Origin of the sequence: Pseudoflavitalea rhizosphaerae, from assembly GCF_003991355.1 — a bacterium.
Lineage (GTDB): Bacteria > Bacteroidota > Bacteroidia > Chitinophagales > Chitinophagaceae > Pseudobacter > Pseudobacter rhizosphaerae.
Map to the genome: position 1 here is coordinate 604918 of NZ_RCSU01000002.1, position 18529 is coordinate 623446.

Below are 18529 nucleotides of genomic sequence, written 5' to 3' on the forward strand. Positions count from 1 at the left end.
AAAAATGAAGCGGGTATCAGAAACTGTAATTGAGGGAAATAGAATATGTTCTACCAGGTTTGTTTAAGAGATTAATAATATCGTTGCCGTTCTTATCGAATAAATAGTTTTTGTCTGGTAATTCATTCTTAATTGCCTTTTCCGCTTCTTCTGCGGTGAGTACTTTCTGGTAAACTACATTGTAGCTATCCAGGAGGTTGCTGACAGACAATCTTACTTCCAGTTTTTTCTGTAAAAAATAACCGGATACCTGGAAATCCAATGCTTCTATCGGTCTTTCAAAATAACTGTCGAAATAGGCTACTGCAGGCCGGAAAACCCTGTTGGTGGTCCGGTTATAGGTGAGCGAAAGTCCCATGAATTTATGATCATAGAAGATGCCGGCATTGTAAGTGTAATTGCTTTGTCCGCTCAATGGTCTTTTTTCTTCCGGCTTCACTTCGCGCTTGATGATGATGGTGTCTCCGGCAGGATTCAGCGAAGCTGTTTCCACCATCTGTCGCACTCTCGCGTTCATGTAAGTAAAATTGCCATACAGCGTTATGTTCCTGATCACAGGAAGATCAGTAAAGGCGAGTGTTTTTCTTACTTCCAGCTCAATTCCGTAATTCCTGGAATCATAGTTGTTCTTCAATTCAAATACCCTGTTACCTGCCTGCTGGTAGATCTCCATCGGGTATTTGAAATTTTTATAGAACAAAGAAGCTGATATCACTTCTCCAGGTCCGGGATACCATTCGTACCTGAAATCATAGTTGTGCAGGATCGTTGATCTCACAAGCCCCCCGATATACATGCCGCCTAATTCAAAATCATATTCTTCGAAGAAAGACAGGTCCCTGAGATCAGGTCTGATAATACTTTTGGAAAATGCCAGGCGAAGATTCATCTGTGGGGTAAGAGAATAGGTTAAGTTGGCAGATGGGAAAAACTGCCAGTTCTTTTCCCGGTTGTGCAGGGAGGAGGCATCTTTATCAGGATATTGCCTGGCTATTTCCCTGATCTGGTCATTCACTTTATCCATATCGAAGAACTCTGCCCTTAATCCCCAAACCAGCCTTAGCTTTGAACCTATGCGATTATCGAACATGCCATAACCCGCATACAAGGGCACTTTCTTCCTGAATTCATCGCCATAGGAAGCAATGTTTGCCTTATGATCAAATTCAGGTGTGAACAAGTTGCCGATGAACGGATAAACGCCTGCATCACTGGCGCCATGACCACTCCTGATCACGTAAAAATTTCGTTCCTTATACCATCCTGCAGTACCGGCTTTAAAAATATTCTTTGTTTGTTTCCAGGTGAAAGGGACCTGAACCGATGCATCCCAGGCATAGTTCTTTTCTTTCACCCTGCTCCAACTGCGTAATACTCCGGTAACGCCATCTCCTGCAGAAGAAGTAGTGGGGCCTTTTGCATCGATGATATTGTAGATCTGCAGCTCTGATCTTTTACCGGAAGTTTGTTGAATTTCTCCCCACAATGCATGGTTATCCGGGCGCTGGCGGTCCAGATCTATATAGCTTCCCATCCAGTTGATTTTAATGCCTTTGCTACCGATCGCATGTTCACCTCTCAGCTGGCTTTGAAAGAGCGACGAATGTTGCATATTCTCAAAAAAGCCCATCGATAAAGCATTCCGGGCATTATCCGCATGCTTTCCGGTTCCTGTCAATAGTTGTTGGTCCAACACTCTCGAATAAAAGTTCTGCCATGACAATTTGATTTTTTTTCCGCTAAAACCTGCACCTGCCAGCGCACCGATATTTGTAATGAACCCGTATTGTTTGCCAAGCAGTCCGGCAGAATCCAGGTTCCCATTGATCATATTCCCATCAAATCCATTTCTGCCCGATACTACGTCCTGCGTCTGCTGTGTATTCCGGTAACTGATGGCCGCCACAAATCCGAACTTTTTCTCGTTTCCCAACATATAGCTTCTGCCGGTGGAAACTGAATAATTCTGCGAAGGCTGTGCGTTCATCTGGTGCACTGCCCAGTTATTACCAAATGATGCAGGCGATTTTCCTTTATTATCAAAATAGTCGGCCACTTCTTTTACATTGTTCCAATCTGATCTGCCGAAGAGTTTTCTATGATCAGACATGGCTGCGAAATACTCCTTCCCTTCCAGTTTCAGGGTATGGAATGATTTGCCCGTTGTTCTGTCGTTATAACTTCCTCCCACTGATATTGAAGTGAATGCCTGTGAAGGAATATCCTTGATGTTTACCTGTACCAAACCACCGCCGAACTCAGCGCTTTGATCCGGAGTGATGGATTTGATCACGGCAATATTGTCTACCACATTGGTGGGGATCATATCGTAACTGAAATTCTTCCGGTTCAACTCGGTACTGGGCATGATCTGTCCGTTCAGCATGGCCTGGTTGTATCGTTCACTCATTCCACGGATCACCACATATTTATTTTCCATGGTAGCCAGGCCGCTGATGCGTTTCAATGTTTCACCGAGATTCTTATCGGGCGTTCTCTGGATCTGCTCTGCGCTGATGCCGTCGCTGATGGAAGCAAAGTTTTTCTGCCTTGCATACAATGCGGCAACACTTTCTCTTCTGGCGGAGGCTTTCACTACAACGGTTTCCAATGATCCTTTCTCTTTTTTCAAGGTGATATTCAGATTGAAATTTTGGTTCTCCTTTACCTCTATATCTGTGATCTCTTTTTTTCCATAACCAATGGCTGAGATCTCCGCTTCATATCTTCCTTTGGATAAGCTGATGGTGAATGAGCCATCGATGGCTGTAGTGGTGCCTTTCTTGCCGAAACTGATGCTTACATCTGCTATCGGTTCCCCGCTTTCCTGGTCTATCACCTTACCTGAAACCAGGCCGGGGGCCGGAACCGGAACAGCCGTTGCTGCCGGTTTGGGTTGGGGTTTTATGATCACAATGGTGCCGTCAATGATGTATTGATAACTGGTATTGCGCAATGTTGCTTTCAGCGTTTCGCGGATGCCTGCATCTTTGATATTTACATTGATCTTTGTTGCGTCGTTCACATCCGGGATGGAATAATTGATACGATATCCGGATTGTTTTTCAATAGCCACCAACACTTCTTTGAGTGCGGTGTTGGAGAAACTGATGCTGATCTTTTTAGCGGGAGCCTGGGCGCCTGCCTGTGAAAGTATCAGCAAATAAATTGTACTCAGGAAGCAGGTTTTAATGAATCGGCCCGGGGCAAACAATCCCCTCTTCCCTCTTTCAAGGGAACTTTTGATAGTTTTGAACATTATAATTACGCTTTACTTTTTGAAAAGATCACATAATGTAACCAGCGTGGTCTTTTTTATTTAACGATGATGGTTGAATCCCTGATCACGTATTTGAAATCGCCCAACATGCTCAACGCATGTAAGATCTGTTGTGGTGTATGTTGATTGAAACTTGCCCTGTACAGTTTGCTGCCGGCCTCCCTGTTCATGATCCTGTAATGGTATCCGAAACTGCTTTCCAGTGCAGACAGTACTTCATCCAGGGTTGCATCTTCAAAAATGAATTCATTTTTCGTCCAGCCTGCAATGGCATCCGCATTGCGGGTTACTTCTTTCAATTGCCCATCTTTCTTGTGGAATATGCCTCCCTTTCCCGGGGTCAATAAAAGCGACTGTAATTTGTTGCCCATACCGAACGATACCCTTCCCGTTTTTACAGCTACATTCACCTGGCCGCCATCCGGCCGGTTGCTGACTGTAAAGGAAGTGCCCAGTACCTGAACGGAAAGACTATCTGTCTTTACAAGAAATGGCATAGCTTCATTGGGTGCTACTTCCAGGAAGATCTCTCCTTTGATCAATTCCACTTCCCTCCTGTTTCCCGCAAACACTGAAGGATATTTTAACAAGGAACCTCCGTTGATATAGATCACAGTTCCGTCTCCCAGCGTAAGTTTGTTTCTTTCGCCCATTCGTGTATTCACTTCATTCCAGGCAATTGGTTGTTCTTTTTCAGGAGATATGAGTTTACGGTAAGACCAGTACCCACCGGCTGCTCCGCAGGCTACAATCACTCCCACCAGGCAAGCGGCCCTGAACCTTGCAGATTGCCACCAGCGGCGGCTTTTCAGCGGAATAACATTTGCATCCTGCCCCATATTCAATTGCTGGCAGATGGCTTCTAAATTCTGCGCAGCACGCAAGTTCTCTTCTATAGATGGTGCAGGTCCATTCAACAGGTTTTCCCAAACTTCAGGTGCATACAAATTCCCTTGTTGTTTTGCAGCTTCCTCCGCCAGGGCTTCCTGTAATTGAGAAGCCTGTTCCGGCAGCAGACTGCCTTCAGCCAGTTTTTTCAGTAACAGGTCCAGTTCTCGCTTTTCCAAAATATCCTTTATTACTATTACAAAGCTGAAGAACCTGTACCCTGAGTAAACCAGGTTACGGAATTGTTACCATCAAAAAAGAGAAAAGAAGAAAAAGACACAATGTGTAAGTGACACCAGTTTGCGCAGTTCTTTCAATGCAGCACTGATATGGCCTTCCACTGTTTTTACAGCCAGGCCTTCCAGGTCTGCGATCTGGTGATAAGTAAGTCCTGCTTCCCGGTGAAGACGGAAACAGCGTTGCCTTTGTGCCGGTTTGATGGATTGAAGTGCGTGGTGATAGAGCAGGTCGCTTTCTTTTTGCAGCAGTTGTACCGGCCCTTTATTATGATCTGCCGGCGGAGCAGGTCCCATGGCCCAGGTAAGTGAATTGATCCTTTTTTTTTCGGCAACAAGTTTCTGCAGATGATTCACCATAGTGGTGTAAACGATAGTAAAGAGCCATCCTTCCAGTGAACGCTCAGGATCTATCTGTAACCTGTTTTGCCAGACCCTGATATATACTTCCTGGATGATATCATCAATGAAACGATTGTCTGGCAATTGTTTGTTGAGATACCTGAGCACGGCATGGTGCGTTTGGTTGAAGAAGGTCTGGAATGCCTGCTCATCACCTTTTTTTATTTTCAAAGCCAGTTGTTGCATACAATGCTGGATGAATCTTTGGTGCCTATAAAAGTAGCCGCTTTTTCCAAAGAGCAGTATGTGTACGCATTACCAATACATTAAGGATTAATGCGGATTTTACTAATTTTGCGCGCTATGAAAAAGATTGCCCTGCTTTTAACCATTACAACCGGCGCCTGTGGTCTGCAACTCAACGCACAGGAAGTAGAAAAAGAGAATGAACTGAACCCTGTAACCGTCACTGCTTCCATGATCCGGCAGCGTGCATCTGAAACAGGCCGCAATATCACCGTTATCAAAGGCGAACAATTCAGACAACTGCCAGTGCATTCGCTGGATGAACTGCTCCGCTATCTTCCGGGCGTAGAGATCCAGGCCCGCGGGCCGATGGGCTCACAAAGCGATATCGTGCTGCGTGGCGGCACTTTCCAGCAAGTGCTGGTGATCCTTGATGGCATGCGACTGAACGATCCAAACACCGGTCATTTCAATAGTTATATTCCCATCGCACCTGCAGAGATCGAGCGCATCGAAGTACTCAAAGGCGCATCTTCCGCCATTCACGGTCCCGATGCCGTTGGCGGTGTGATCAATATCATTACCAAATCTTTCGCAGCGCAAAAAGGTGCAGAAGCACTGCAATTGTCTGCCGGCACAGGAACAGGCGAATATGGCTTCTGGAATGCCGATGCAGGATTCCTGTATAGCAAAAATAAACTTACACTCGCAGGAGGTTTTCTTCATAACCAGGCTGATGGCGTGCAGCAACGTGGTACTACAGGCTTCTTCAACAACACTACCGCCAGCGTTTCTGCCAATTATCATCTCAGCTCCAAATGGAATGTAGCTTATCGATTCGCATACGATAACCGCGATTTTGCCGCGCAGAACTATTACACCACTTTCCTCTCTGATACAGCCAACGAAGAGGTTACATCGCGCTGGCACCAGCTGCGCATCGGTTACCAGGATGAACAACAAAGTCTTTCCCTGGACGCAGGTTTCAAATCCGTGAGCGACCATTACCAATACAATAAGGTGTCCATTGCCAATAACAGTACATCCAGGTTATTCCAGAGCCGTCTCATTTATCAGCGAAAACTTTCTTCTTCCACAAGTCTCGTGGCTGGTGGAAATCTGATGGATAAGAACATCGAGAGCAACGACAGGGGCAATCACTCACTCCTCATCGTTTCTCCTTTTGTTTCCATATCGCAGTCACTCTGGAAAGGATTTACCGTAAGACCCTCCTTGCAATGGGTTTTCTTCGGCAGCATCTCCAATGAACTGGCGCCACAGATCGATATCTCACAGAAAGCAGGACAATTCCAGCTCCGCGGCAGTGTAGGCAAGACCATCCGCGATGCAGATTTCACAGAGCGATACAACAACTATAACAAAGCGCTGGTGACCAGCGGACGCATTGGCAACCCTGATCTCAATTCAGAAACATCGGTGAGTTATGAAGCAGGCGCAGACTGGTTTTACGGCGAGCACCTGAAAATTTCCGCCACTTTTTTCCAGCGCTATCACAAAAGCCTGATCGATTATAGCAATACAGCTTATGCTGATATGCCGAGGAAAGATAATCTCTCACCCTCAGGCACATACGCACTGGCAAAGAATATCTCCGAGGTTGAAACAACCGGATGGGAAACCGATGTGCAATACATTCATCCTTTCTCTGCACATCATAAACTAACGGCCAGCCTTGGCCTGGTTTGGCTGAGCAGCGAAAGCAGTGAAAGCAAACCGAGCTTCTATATCTCTTCACATGCAAAACTGCTGACGAATTTCTCTGTAATCTGGAGCCTGAATAATCTCAGCCTCAGCGTGAATGGCATGTATAAGAAAAGAGAAAAACAGAACCTGCCTGCCATCAATGCAACAGTGAGCAGGGATTATTTCCTGATCAACGGACGCGCACAATATGCTTTCTGGAAGCAAAGACTGGGTGTGTTTGTACAGGTTGATAATGCTTTCGATCAAAGTTACAGTGATCTGTTGGGCACCCCCATGCCGGGAAGATGGCTGATGGGCGGATTGCAGGTGAGATGGCGTAAATAAATGAAAATAGTATACGGGTCTGACTAAAAAGTCAGAGAGCTGGCAGTCGCTCGCCTCCCGGCGAGTGACTTGTATTTGTTCGCCTCCGGCGAACACCGCGTCGCCAGAGGCGACTGAATAAAGCTCACTCGCCGGGAGGCGAGCGAGTGGGCTCCCCGAAATTCTAAGAGGGTAACATTTTAGTCAGCCCCATAATTAAAAGAAAAGAAACAAATACCAGATACTGTATGATCAGTCAATTCCGGGGAATCAACCGTAATTCCGGCTACCTGATCCGTAAAATGCAGTCTGGAAAAGCATTTCAGACAAACAGCGTCATTTTCCTTTAGCATTATATTAAGAATCCAATGATTTGTTTTGCGCAAAAAACAAGTCATGAAAACAAAACTCTTACTCATTCTTTTTGCCGCTTCTTTTGCCGGCAGTTGTAAAAAAAGCGACAAACATTCAGATCTTCCCAAAGAGGAATTCATCCAGCTTCAGCAAATGGAACATGAAAACGGCCTCATCCGATTTCAATACAATGAACAAAACCAGCTGACCAAAGTGGAGCAACTGGAACGTATCGGCGATGGATCAGTCTTCCAACCTTATCAATATACCAACTTCACCTGGACAAATGGCATCGTTACCAAAGCTGATCTTTACGACAGATCCGAATCCGGTAATCTGTTCTACAAAAGAACTTCTTGTAAATACGTGGCTGATGCGCAAAAGAGGATCGCCTATATAGCCAGGACATTATATTTTGAAAATGGAAATGTAGACAGGAAAGATACCGTTGAGTTCACATTCAATGCCAGCAGCCAACTCGTGGGTGTTGAATTCAGCGGAGAGAATTATCACGCCTACTCATATGATGCACGCGGCAATTTCATGCCTGATGATCTGCAGGAGATCAACGATGATGAAGTTTACAGTTACAGCTATGATTTCCGTTACGATAACAAACCCAATCCATTTGCATCGAAGGGGCTTGGGCTCTACGTTTTCTCCGTGTACTTCAACGAGCCTTTCCTGGTGAATCAATTGCTTTCCAAAAACAATCCCGTATATGCCAAAACCACGCTTGGCCATACGATCATTGCAGACAATGATGTACCTGTTTACAGTCTTGAGAACAGCTACACTTCGGAATTCACCAATTCTTTTGATACCAATGGAGCATTGAAAGAGACCGGATTGAAATACTCCTACCAGAGAAAAGAAAATGGGCATGTGGCAGATGGTTATACCGAGCATACTTTATTGCGGTTCACCTGCGTGAAGAAGTAATGAAGGATTCGCATAAACATAACAAAAGCCGTCTCCAAAAGAAGACGGCTTTCTTATTTTCTAGAATGAAAGTCTGAATTACTTCACTTCCTCGAACTCGGCATCGGTTACATTTTCACCACCACCGTTATTCGATTGACCAGCTCCGTTAGCACCAGCCTGGTCAGCACCAGGTTGGGCGCCACCTTGTTGCTGTGCTTTGTAGATCTCTTCGGAAGCTGCTGTCCAGGCATTGTTCATCTCAGCTGTGGCAGCATCGATAGCGGCAATATCCTGTGATTTATGTGCTTCTTTGAGTTTATTGAGGGCAGCTTCGATCGGCGCTTTTTTATCAGCGGGGATCTTATCGCCAAACTCTTTGAATTGTTTTTCGGTTTGGAAGATCAGGCTGTCTGCTGCATTCACTTTGTCAACTTTTTCACGGGCTTCCTTATCGGTAGCTTCGTTGGCGCGGGCTTCAGCTTTCATTTTCTCCACTTCGTCCTTGCTCAGACCGGAACCGGCTTCGATACGGATCTTCTGTTCTTTGCCAGTGCCTTTGTCTTTAGCGGTTACGTGCAGGATACCGTTGGCATCGATATCGAAGATCACTTCGATCTGCGGAACGCCGCGTGGCGCTGGTGGAATTCCATCGAGGTTGAAGGTACCGAGGCTCTTGTTCTGATTGGCCATCGGGCGCTCGCCCTGCAGAACATGGATCTGTACGCCTGGCTGGTTATCGCTGGCAGTAGAGAATGTTTCTGATTTTCGGGTAGGGATGGTAGTGTTGCTGTCTATCAGACGGGTCATAACGCCACCCATAGTTTCGATACCAAGAGAGAGCGGGGTTACGTCCAGCAGCAGTACGTCTTTCACTTCACCAGTGAGTACGGCTCCCTGGATAGCAGCGCCGATCGCTACAACTTCATCGGGGTTTACACCTTTGTTGGGTTTCTTTCCGAAGAATTTCTCAACGATCTCCTGAACCTTGGGGATACGTGTAGAACCACCTACGAGGATCACTTCATCGATCTGTGAAGTGCTGAGGCCTGCATCTTTCAGGGCCTGCTCGCAGGGCTTGAGGCAACGCTCGAACAGTTTGTCTGACAGCTGCTCGAATTTTGCTCTTGTAAGTTTTTTCACCAGGTGTTTGGGAACGCCATCCACAGCGGTGATATAAGGGAGGTTGATCTCTGTTTCGCTGGAAGAAGACAGTTCCACTTTTGCTTTTTCAGCAGCTTCTTTCAGACGTTGCAAAGCCATCGGGTCTTTGCGGAGGTCAACAGCTTCATCAGCTTTGAACTCATCGGCGAGCCAGTCCATGATCACTTTATCGAAATCGTCACCACCGAGGTGGGTGTCACCGTTGGTGGATTTCACTTCAAATACGCCATCGCCCAGTTCGAGGATGGAGATATCGAAGGTACCGCCACCGAGGTCGAATACTGCGATCTTTTCGTCATGTTTGGCTTTATCGAGACCATAGGCCAGCGCGGCTGCTGTAGGCTCGTTCACGATACGGCGTACGTTCAGACCAGCGATCTCACCGGCTTCCTTGGTAGCCTGGCGCTGTGCGTCATTGAAATAGGCAGGAACGGTGATCACCGCTTCTGTTACTTCCTGTCCGAGGTAATCTTCTGCAGTCTTCTTCATTTTCTGAAGGATCATGGCAGAAATTTCCTGCGGGGTATATAAACGTCCGTCTATGTCAATACGTACGGTATTATTGTCACCTTTGGCAACTTTGTAGCTCCAGTGGCTGATCTCTTCCGACACTTCATCGAAGCGGCGTCCCATGAAACGCTTTACGCTCATGATGGTGTTGTGCGGGTTGGTAATGGCCTGTCTTTTGGCCGGATCTCCTACCTTTCTTTCACCATTCTTCAAAAAAGCCACCACAGACGGAGTGGTACGACGTCCTTCATCATTGGCGATAACCACAGGTTCATTGCCCTCCATTACTGCTACGCAGGAGTTGGTTGTACCCAGGTCAATTCCTATTATCTTTCCCATAATTGTGCTGAATTTAATGTTCGCTTATTGGTTATCAATCATTATGCCCATTGGCGGAAAGGTGAAAAATTGGCAGTATCTTCCGTTTTCAAATTCATTTTCTGATGGAATGGCTGTGGATCATACTGGGTTTTGTGCTAATTATTCTGGGTATCCTGGGCAGTCTGCTCCCCGTTCTGCCAGGACCGCCGATTGCCTGGTTCGGGCTCCTGCTGCAGAATCTCCGCGATCCCAATCCTTTCTCCACCCAATTCCTGGTGATCTGGGCAGGCATTGTGATAGTGACTATCATCCTCGATTATGTGATCCCCATTTACGGCACCAAAAAATTCGGAGGCACCAGGTACGGGGCCTGGGGCTGTACACTCGGCTTCCTCCTGGCATTCTGGATGGGGCCCTGGGGCGTGATCATCGGTCCCTTCATCGGCGCATTCGTGGGCGAGATGATCGGCGGTCAGGATTCCAACCGCTCCCTGAAAGCCGCTTTCGGCTCCTTTATCGGTTTTCTCGTTGGCTCCTTCCTGAAAATTGTGGTCTGCTTCATGATGCTCTGGTATCTCATCAAATCTATTTGGTAAATTACAATCATGGAACTGACAAGGGATACCTGCCAGCGCATCGTTGCCGCCAAAATGTACATGGATGATAATTTTCATGCACCCATCAACCTGGAAGGCATTTCCGAACGTGCTTTCTTTTCCCGTTTCCATTTTCACCGTCTCTTTTGTCGCGTATACAGGAAAACGCCACACCAGTACCTGACGCGCAAGCGGCTGCTCAAAGCACAGGAACTGCTGCAGCAGGATCTTTCCGTAACTGAAGTTTGTAACGAAGTGGGATTCGAAAGTATCGGCTCCTTTAGTGTTCTGTTCAAAAAAGAAACCGGCATGGGGCCTCAAATGTTCCGCAACATGATGCTCATGCGGAAACAGAAAGCCCGGGAGCAACCAAAAGCGTTCATCCCTCACTGTTTCATTCATCAACTGGTAGAAAAGAAATAACCCATACTCTGAAAAGCAAGATCCGAGAAATGGAATGCCCGCCCCTTCCCTAGCTTTATCCCTTATTAAAATCAACGTTTATGATCACAAAAATGACGCATACCTCCCTGTTCGTAACTGACCAGGACAAAGCCTATGATTTCTACGTGAACAAGCTCGGCTTCAAAGTGAACACAGATGTGACTATGCCACCGCATGGGTGTGAAGGAGGAGAAGCGCCACCGGACGCGAAAATGTTCCGCTGGCTTACGCTCAATGCGCCCGACCAGCCGGATTTCGAGATCATACTCATGAGTACTGACAGCTTCGAGCCGGACGACAAAAAAGCGCTGGAACACTTACTCAGCAAAGGTGTAATGGGATGCGGCGTCTTCTATACATCCAATTGTATTGCCACTTATGAAGAATTGAAAGCGAAAGGCGTTGAATTCAAATCCGAGCCGCGCGAACAATTCTACGGCATCGAATGCATAATGACTGATGGTTGCGGCAACTGGTTCAGTATGACGGAACCCAAAGCCCACTAAGCATTCTCGTTACCCTTCACCGTTTCCACTTTGAAGGTGAATTGTTTTTGTGTGAGATAACTGAAGCTTACCACAATCACTGTAGTAAAGATCTTGGCTACTGTGGGATAAAAATGGAATTGCTCCACGAAGAGTTTGATGAAGATATAATTAAGACCGATGCATACCACTACCAGCAGGAAGTAACGGAACAATTGCACCCGTCCCTTCAGCGTGGAGCCGGGAAAAACGATGAACCTGTTCAACAGATAACCGGTGGGAAAACTCACGGCAAAAGATATCAGGAATGCCATGATATGCGGGCTGATGGCCCCCATGAATGTGTGCACTACCTGTTTATCGAGAATGAAATTGTAGCTGATATAATAGATAAAGATGTCCAGCAATGTATTTCCACCACCACAGGCGGCATATCTGAAGGTTTGCAGGGGCATCCACTTTTTGAATGGCGGATAGAAAAGATTGATAATACTATTTACCCAGTCTTTCAGCATCATGTTTGAATTCGCGCTGCGAAGTTAGGGGAAAGAGCTGAGAGGATTATACGCATCTGGCTGGGTCTTGTTGATTATTACATTAAATTTGCCCCCTTAAATCATGTAAATGGGCATTGTTGCAGCAATTCAATCGGCCGTTCATCAGCAGATAAAGGAATTATACCAGGCAGATTTTCCTGCCGCTTCAGTATTGGTAAACGAAACCAAGCCTGAATTTGAGGGAGATTACACCGTTGTGCTCTTTGCGCTGGTGAAACCATTGAAAAAGAGCCCTGAAGGGCTCGGACAGGAGCTCGGCGCCCAACTGGTGGCCGCCCACCCGGAACTGTTCAGCGCATTCAATGTGATCAAGGGTTTCCTGAACCTCACCATTGCTGAAGCATATTGGCTTGAATTCCTGGACCAGCAGGCCACCAATGCCCAATTCGGATACCATCCTGCCAATGGACAAAAAGTGATGGTGGAGTACTCCTCCCCCAACACCAACAAGCCACTGCACCTGGGTCATCTCCGCAATAACTTTCTCGGCTGGAGTATTGCCGAGATCGCGAAAGCCAATGGATTTGATGTGGTGAAAACCTGTATCGTGAACGATCGCGGCGTGCATATCTGTAAAAGCATGCTGGCGTGGCAACGACTTGGCAATGGCGCCACTCCCGAAAGCACCGGAACCAAAGGCGATCATTTTGTAGGTGATTACTATGTGAAATTCGAGAACCTGCTGAAAGAACAAACAGCTCCCATTCTTGAAAAATTCTCTAAAAACGACACTTCGGATGTGGATGCCAGTGAGTTGCCGAAGCTCATAGCCATCCTGAATAAATTACCAGAGCTCAGCGGAGAGAAAAAGAAAGAAGCAGAAGACGAGATCAAAGAGATCGCCCGCAACAGCACGGAAGCCATGCGAGCCGTTCGCCAGATGCTGATCAAATGGGAACAGGGCGATCTGGAAACGATGGCACTCTGGGAAAAAATGAACAGCTGGGTGTATGAAGGTTTCAATGCCACCTACAAACGTATCGGCTCCGATTTCGATAAAACATACTACGAAAGCAATACTTATTTATTAGGTAAAGACCTGGTGGAATCCGGCTTGCAGAAAGGCGTATTCTACGCCAAGGAAGATGGCAGCGTTTGGATCGATCTCACCGCCGATGGCCTCGATGAAAAAATTGTAAGAAGAAAAGACGGCACATCCGTGTACATCACGCAGGACATTGGACTGGCCGTTCAGAAATACGAAGAATACAAATGCGACCAGAGCATTTATGTTGTGGGCGATGAACAGAACTATCATTTCAAAGTGCTGAAGCTGATTGCGCAGAAATTACAGTTGCCTTCCGCCGATGGTATCTATCATCTGAGCTATGGTATGGTGGAACTGCCCAGTGGAAAAATGAAAAGTCGTGAAGGAACTGTGGTGGATGCCGATGACCTCATTGCTGAAATGGTGAAGATCTCTGCGGCTAAAACAGAAGAACTCGGCAAAGTAAAAGACTTCAATGAAACTGAACTGGCGGAATTGTATGATACGCTTGGGCTTGGTGCTTTAAAATTCTTTTTGCTGCGTGTGGATCCGAAGAAGAAAATGTTGTTCAATCCTGAGGAGTCTATAGAGTTCCAGGGATTCACGGGGCCGTTCATTCAGTATACGCATGCCCGGATCAAATCCATTCTTCGTAAAGAGGAAGCTGGATTTACAGGCAATGCTGTGAACAGCGGTCAGTTATTTCCGTTAGAGAAGTCCGTGATCACCCTGGCAGAACAATTCCCTGCCATTATTGCGCAGGCAAACGCAGAGCATAACCCTTCCGTAATAGCGAATTACATTTTCAGGGTAGCGCAAACATTCAATTCTTTCTATACGGAACATTCCGTGATGAATGCTGAGTCGCCTGAGAAAAAACAACTGAGATTAAAGTTGGCGGCCATCACATCACAGATCATTGCAACAGGGATGAAGCTTTTGGGAATTAAGGTGCCGGAGAGGATGTAAATCGTTTCTTCAATTTATCAATCGATTCACGGACCTGAAAATATCCGCCTTTGTAAACGGTTTCTCAATAAAATCGTCGGCGCCATTATCCAAAGCCACATCTCTCGCTGCAGCATCAAGACCGGAGATCATGATCACTTTTGTTGCCGGATGTTGCTTTTTAATATCGCCAATATAATCTATCCCGAAACCATCAGGGAGTCGGTTATCCAGTAATACCAGTGCAGGCTGTTCCTGTAGAAGATATTCCCCTGCTTTGGCAAGGCTGGGAACATGATCGATTTCCATATCCTGACCATCCAGCAGCAGGTTCAACAAGAAGCAGAGATCGCCTTCATCTTCAATGATCAATACTTTGCGTGTATTGGTCTTCGTGGGCTGTGCTTTCATACGTTGCTTGGTTTATACAGGCAGGATATAAAAATGTTATGCCAGGTTCTTATCATCTGGTTGTTGGCCGGATATGCGATTGATCTCGTCCTCAAATTCCTCCACGGTAGGTATACTGGATTTCAATTCCTCCGGTAAAGCTTCTGTTAAAGTGAATTCGCTTACTCCTATTGGTTTGTTGATACCTCTAAGCGCGTACTCCACTTCTAAGGATGTTTTGTTCTTACAAAGTAAGATCCCAATGGTAGGCTGGCCACTGGCATCTTTCAACAGATCGTCGATCACAGAAAGATAAAAATTCATTTTACCTGCATATTCCGGTTCAAATTCCCTGACTTTAAGTTCGATCACAATGAAACAACGAAGCCGGATATGATAAAACAGAAGATCGATAAAATATTCCTTCTCTCCTACCTTGATCGGAAATTGTCTGCCTAAAAAAGCAAATCCTTTTCCAAGCTCTAATAAAAATCGGGTGATCTACTCCGTTAATTGTTTTTCCAGGTCGAGTTCCTGAACCTGCGACTCTAGTGCTAAGAAACTGAAATTGTAGGGATCCTTTAAAATCTGCTGAGCCAATAGCGCTTGTTGTGCAGGTAAGGTCTCTTTGAAATTCGAAAGCGCTTTTCCCTGCCTGTCGAATAATTTTTGTTCGATATGAAGGGAAAGAACAGATCGGCTCCAGTTGTTTTCAATGATCTGGCAGATGTAAAATAGTGCTGCTTTAGGATCATTTACCTTATTCAAAATGAGAAGATGATGGCCCCAGGGAATTTGTGCGGCAAGTTGTCGCACAATTATAAAATCCTCATTTTCAGAATCTTCGCCAACATTATTAGTCACATTTTCTGTTATGCCTTTTGGCAGTTCTAATTGTGCGACAGCTTGTCGCACAATTTCATTACTGTAAAAGAGATAGAATCGTCTGACATCTCTCAGATTCCTAATAGAAAAACCTGAAATCCCTGGAAATTCAGCTTTCAAATCGTTCGACAAACGCTCAATAATTTGTGATCCCCAGGCGTGTTCAGTTTGTTTCTGCAAGATCAATTTTCCAATATGCCAATACAATTGGATCAACGAACTATTAACAGCAAGCGCAGCCTTTGACTGACTGCTTTTTATCCTTGCCTTAATTTCATTCAACATTAACCTGTATTCAAATGGCGCAGCTTTCTCTTCCATAAATGGTGAGTTTACGTGAATAATTTTTCCCGTCTTGTCTTAGTGCTGCTGCCAGTTCAATGCAAGTTACTCCAGGTATGCTCCTGTTACGTTCTTTCCGTCTGTTTCTACGTATATATGTTCCTGTAATGTTGTTGCCAGACTCATTCCGATATAATCCGTATTAACCGGAAAGGTCTTATGTGTGCGGTCCACCAGTGCGAGGGTTTGCATTTTGGCGGGATGAAATGCCAGGAAGGGTTTCATGGCATATAACATCGTGCGGCCGGAGTTGGCCACATCATCGATCAGAATGATCACCTGATTATTGAAGTCGGGTGTTTCACTTAGTACAACTTCCCCGGGATTCCTTTTATCGAGAGAGATATGGATGAGGTCGATAGTAGCAGTATGGATCTGCTGCAGCAATTGCTGCATGATCGTGGCTATCACACTGCCGTTTTCACGGATACCAGCCAGGATGATCCTGTTGGCGTCGAGGTTGTTCTCCACGATCTCATAGGCCATGCGCTGGAGTTTCTTTTTAGCCGTTTCCTGGTCCAGTATATAATTCCTTTCCATCTGATTTTTTTTCAAATCTAATAAAAAACTGAAAACTTGTATCTTAGCAGGTATTAACACTTGTTCGTATGTCAATTATCCAGCAAATACTTTTTGTATTGATCACAGGTTTCGCTATCTGGTTCTTTGCAAAAAATATAAGCAAGATCCGCCGCAATATCCTCCTGGGAAAAGATGAAGATTACTCCGATAATCCCTCCGCTCGCTGGCGTAACCTGCTCTTACTGGCATTCGGACAGAAAAAGATGTTCCGCAATCCCCTGGTGGCCGTATTGCACTTTGTGGTTTATGCCGGATTTGTGATCATCAACATCGAGATGCTGGAGATCATTCTCGATGGCGCCTTCGGTACCCACCGTCTCTTCGCTCCCATGCTGGGCGGTTTCTATAATTTCCTGATCGATGCATTTGAGCTCCTCGCCCTGGGCGTATTGCTCGCCTGCGCCGTGTTCCTCATCCGCCGCAATATCATCAAACTGAAAAGATTCATAAGCCATGACCTGGATGGATGGCCTCGGAGCGATGCCAATTACATCCTCATTACCGAGATCGTTCTCATGGCGCTTTTCCTTACGCTAAACGCTTCCGATACATTGTTGCAACAGCGCGGATACGGACATTTTGCTGAGCATCCAACCGGTAATTTCGTGATCAGCCAGTGGATGCATCCATTACTCAACGGAATGAGCAATGAAGGACTTGTTGCGCTCGAAAGGTCCACCTGGTGGTTGCATATCCTGGGTGTACTTGCCTTCCTGAACTACCTGCCATATTCGAAACACCTGCATATCATTCTTGCTTTTCCCAATGCGTATTACGCAAGACTGGAACCCAAAGGCAAAATGGAAAACATGCAGAGCATTCAGAACGAAGTACTCTATGCCATGCAGCCGGAACTGGCTCCTGCCAATGCCGTTGCTCCTGATAAATTCGGAGCGAAAGATGTAATGGACCTCAGCTGGCGCAATCTCCTGGATGCATACAGTTGCACGGAGTGCGGCCGCTGCTCGGCAGCCTGTCCTGCCACACAAACCGGTAAAGCTCTATCTCCGCGCAAGATCATGATGGATACACGCGATCGCGCCGAAGAAGTAGGAAAGAATATCGATAAGAATGGCAGCTTCACTGATGATGGCAAATCTCTCCTTCACGATTATATCACCACTGAAGAACTCCGCGCCTGCACCACCTGCAATGCTTGCGTACAGGAATGCCCGGTAAGTATCAGTCCGCTGGAGATCATTTTGCAACTGCGCCGTTACCTGATAATGGACGAAAGTAATGCACCGCAGGAATGGAACACCATGTTCGGTAATATCGAGAACAATTTCGCTCCCTGGAAGATGAGTCCTGAAGACCGGGATAAATGGACAGAGACGATGTAGAGGGTCATTGATTTATTACGGCCTTCTTCCGCATCATTCTATACGCCTGTACGATGGCGGTAATCGCAAACACAGCCCCGATCACATAATTCAACACATTCTGATTTCCATTCAGCGTATTCACCATTAATCTTCCTCCGAAAATAAAAACGGCATTGCCGATAAATGTTCCGCATCCTATCCCGCCGATATATGCATTGTAATGCGATACTTTCGGCAACAAAATATTCTTTGCAAACAACACAGTACTCCAACCAAACCAGAAAGGGATCTGCACGGGATTGATAGCGCTCATCGTGATCCCTAAAAAGAACCTCGGCATCGTATTACTCAATATCACGTTCTTTCCTTCACCGGAAGGATGCGCAGCTGCAATAAAAGAGGAAACTGCCAGCGCAACGATGATCAGCAGTGTGATCCAGTTGAGCCATCTGAAAATCCTTTCCTGTTGCCGAACCCAATCCATCGCTACCAGCGACAATCTCACATAGCAGATCTCCACCAATAAAGCCCCCAGCGAAAAACCAAGCGCAGGGCGGACCCCATCCGTTACAGCAATCTGCATGGCAGCAACATTCAAGGTTCCCAGCGGCAATGTGCCCAGGAAACTGATGCCAAGCCCAACACAAAAAATGCGGAGTAACTGCATGCAGGATAATTAATGTGATATTTGAAAAAA

General features: G+C 46.1%; 17 protein-coding genes. 7 read left to right on the top strand and 10 right to left on the bottom strand.

The window, feature by feature from the left end:
* Window positions 1-16: 16 nt before the first annotated feature.
* From D9Y29_RS05110 to D9Y29_RS05120, 3 genes are all read right to left on the bottom strand, one after another.
* Complete coding sequence (locus D9Y29_RS05110) at window positions 17-3259, bottom strand: TonB-dependent receptor (protein ID WP_127125660.1); 3243 nt, start codon at window positions 3257-3259, stop codon at window positions 17-19.
* Between the two features lie 56 nt (window positions 3260-3315).
* Complete coding sequence (locus D9Y29_RS05115; RefSeq protein WP_127125662.1) at window positions 3316-4347, bottom strand: FecR family protein; 1032 nt, start codon at window positions 4345-4347, stop codon at window positions 3316-3318.
* A gap of 72 nt (window positions 4348-4419) precedes the next feature.
* Window positions 4420-4992: an RNA polymerase sigma factor gene (locus D9Y29_RS05120; RefSeq protein ID WP_127125664.1), complete on the bottom strand. Its 573-nt coding sequence runs from the start codon at window positions 4990-4992 to the stop codon at window positions 4420-4422.
* Window positions 4993-5109: 117 nt separating this feature from the next.
* Here D9Y29_RS05120 and D9Y29_RS05125 point away from each other — a divergent pair, with 117 nt between their 5' ends.
* Together D9Y29_RS05125 and D9Y29_RS05130 are read left to right on the top strand one after the other, a co-directional pair.
* On the top strand, window positions 5110-7041 hold the full coding sequence (locus tag D9Y29_RS05125; RefSeq protein WP_127125666.1) for a TonB-dependent receptor plug domain-containing protein: 1932 nt from the start codon (window positions 5110-5112) through the stop codon (window positions 7039-7041).
* A 375-nt stretch (window positions 7042-7416) separates the two neighbouring features.
* Complete coding sequence (locus D9Y29_RS05130) at window positions 7417-8316, top strand: hypothetical protein (protein ID WP_127125668.1); 900 nt, start codon at window positions 7417-7419, stop codon at window positions 8314-8316.
* A gap of 78 nt (window positions 8317-8394) precedes the next feature.
* On the opposite strand, the gene dnaK is transcribed toward D9Y29_RS05130, so the two are convergent.
* Window positions 8395-10308 carry a molecular chaperone DnaK gene (gene dnaK / locus D9Y29_RS05135; protein ID WP_127125670.1) on the bottom strand — a complete coding sequence of 638 codons (1914 nt, stop codon included), beginning with the start codon at window positions 10306-10308 and terminating at the stop codon, window positions 8395-8397.
* Window positions 10309-10412: 104 nt separating this feature from the next.
* Here dnaK and D9Y29_RS05140 point away from each other — a divergent pair, with 104 nt between their 5' ends.
* From D9Y29_RS05140 to D9Y29_RS05150, 3 genes are all read left to right on the top strand, one after another.
* Window positions 10413-10886 carry a DUF456 domain-containing protein gene (locus D9Y29_RS05140; RefSeq protein WP_127125672.1) on the top strand — a complete coding sequence of 158 codons (474 nt, stop codon included), beginning with the start codon at window positions 10413-10415 and terminating at the stop codon, window positions 10884-10886.
* Between the two features lie 9 nt (window positions 10887-10895).
* Window positions 10896-11309 carry a helix-turn-helix domain-containing protein gene (locus D9Y29_RS05145; protein WP_127125674.1) on the top strand — a complete coding sequence of 138 codons (414 nt, stop codon included), beginning with the start codon at window positions 10896-10898 and terminating at the stop codon, window positions 11307-11309.
* An 80-nt stretch (window positions 11310-11389) separates the two neighbouring features.
* On the top strand, window positions 11390-11836 hold the full coding sequence (locus D9Y29_RS05150) for a VOC family protein (protein ID WP_127125676.1): 447 nt from the start codon (window positions 11390-11392) through the stop codon (window positions 11834-11836).
* Here D9Y29_RS05150 and D9Y29_RS05155 read toward each other — a convergent pair.
* On the bottom strand, window positions 11833-12333 hold the full coding sequence (locus D9Y29_RS05155; RefSeq protein ID WP_164735262.1) for a GtrA family protein: 501 nt from the start codon (window positions 12331-12333) through the stop codon (window positions 11833-11835). The genes D9Y29_RS05150 and D9Y29_RS05155 overlap by 4 nt on opposite strands.
* 106 nt (window positions 12334-12439) lie before the next feature.
* On the opposite strand from D9Y29_RS05155, the gene argS reads away from it, so the two are divergent.
* Complete coding sequence (gene argS, locus D9Y29_RS05160; RefSeq protein ID WP_127125678.1) at window positions 12440-14329, top strand: arginine--tRNA ligase; 1890 nt, start codon at window positions 12440-12442, stop codon at window positions 14327-14329.
* Window positions 14330-14338: 9 nt separating this feature from the next.
* Here argS and D9Y29_RS05165 read toward each other — a convergent pair whose 3' ends face one another.
* From D9Y29_RS05165 to D9Y29_RS05175, 4 genes are all read right to left on the bottom strand, one after another.
* Window positions 14339-14719: a response regulator gene (locus D9Y29_RS05165; RefSeq protein WP_127125680.1), complete on the bottom strand. Its 381-nt coding sequence runs from the start codon at window positions 14717-14719 to the stop codon at window positions 14339-14341.
* A 36-nt stretch (window positions 14720-14755) separates the two neighbouring features.
* Window positions 14756-15199 carry a PDDEXK nuclease domain-containing protein gene (locus D9Y29_RS26745; protein ID WP_277601112.1) on the bottom strand — a complete coding sequence of 148 codons (444 nt, stop codon included), beginning with the start codon at window positions 15197-15199 and terminating at the stop codon, window positions 14756-14758.
* Entirely contained in the window at window positions 15200-15904 is a 705-nt protein-coding gene (locus D9Y29_RS26750) for a DUF1016 N-terminal domain-containing protein (RefSeq protein ID WP_241237854.1), read from the bottom strand.
* 66 nt (window positions 15905-15970) lie between these two features.
* Window positions 15971-16465: a phosphoribosyltransferase family protein gene (locus tag D9Y29_RS05175; protein WP_127125682.1), complete on the bottom strand. Its 495-nt coding sequence runs from the start codon at window positions 16463-16465 to the stop codon at window positions 15971-15973.
* A 68-nt stretch (window positions 16466-16533) separates the two neighbouring features.
* Between D9Y29_RS05175 and D9Y29_RS05180 the strand changes: the two genes are divergently transcribed.
* Window positions 16534-17850 carry a 4Fe-4S dicluster domain-containing protein gene (locus D9Y29_RS05180; RefSeq protein WP_127125684.1) on the top strand — a complete coding sequence of 439 codons (1317 nt, stop codon included), beginning with the start codon at window positions 16534-16536 and terminating at the stop codon, window positions 17848-17850.
* Window positions 17851-17854: 4 nt separating this feature from the next.
* Here D9Y29_RS05180 and D9Y29_RS05185 read toward each other — a convergent pair whose 3' ends face one another.
* Window positions 17855-18499, bottom strand: coding sequence for a LysE family translocator (locus D9Y29_RS05185; protein ID WP_127125686.1), 645 nt, complete (start codon window positions 18497-18499; stop codon window positions 17855-17857).
* Window positions 18500-18529: the final 30 nt, after the last annotated feature.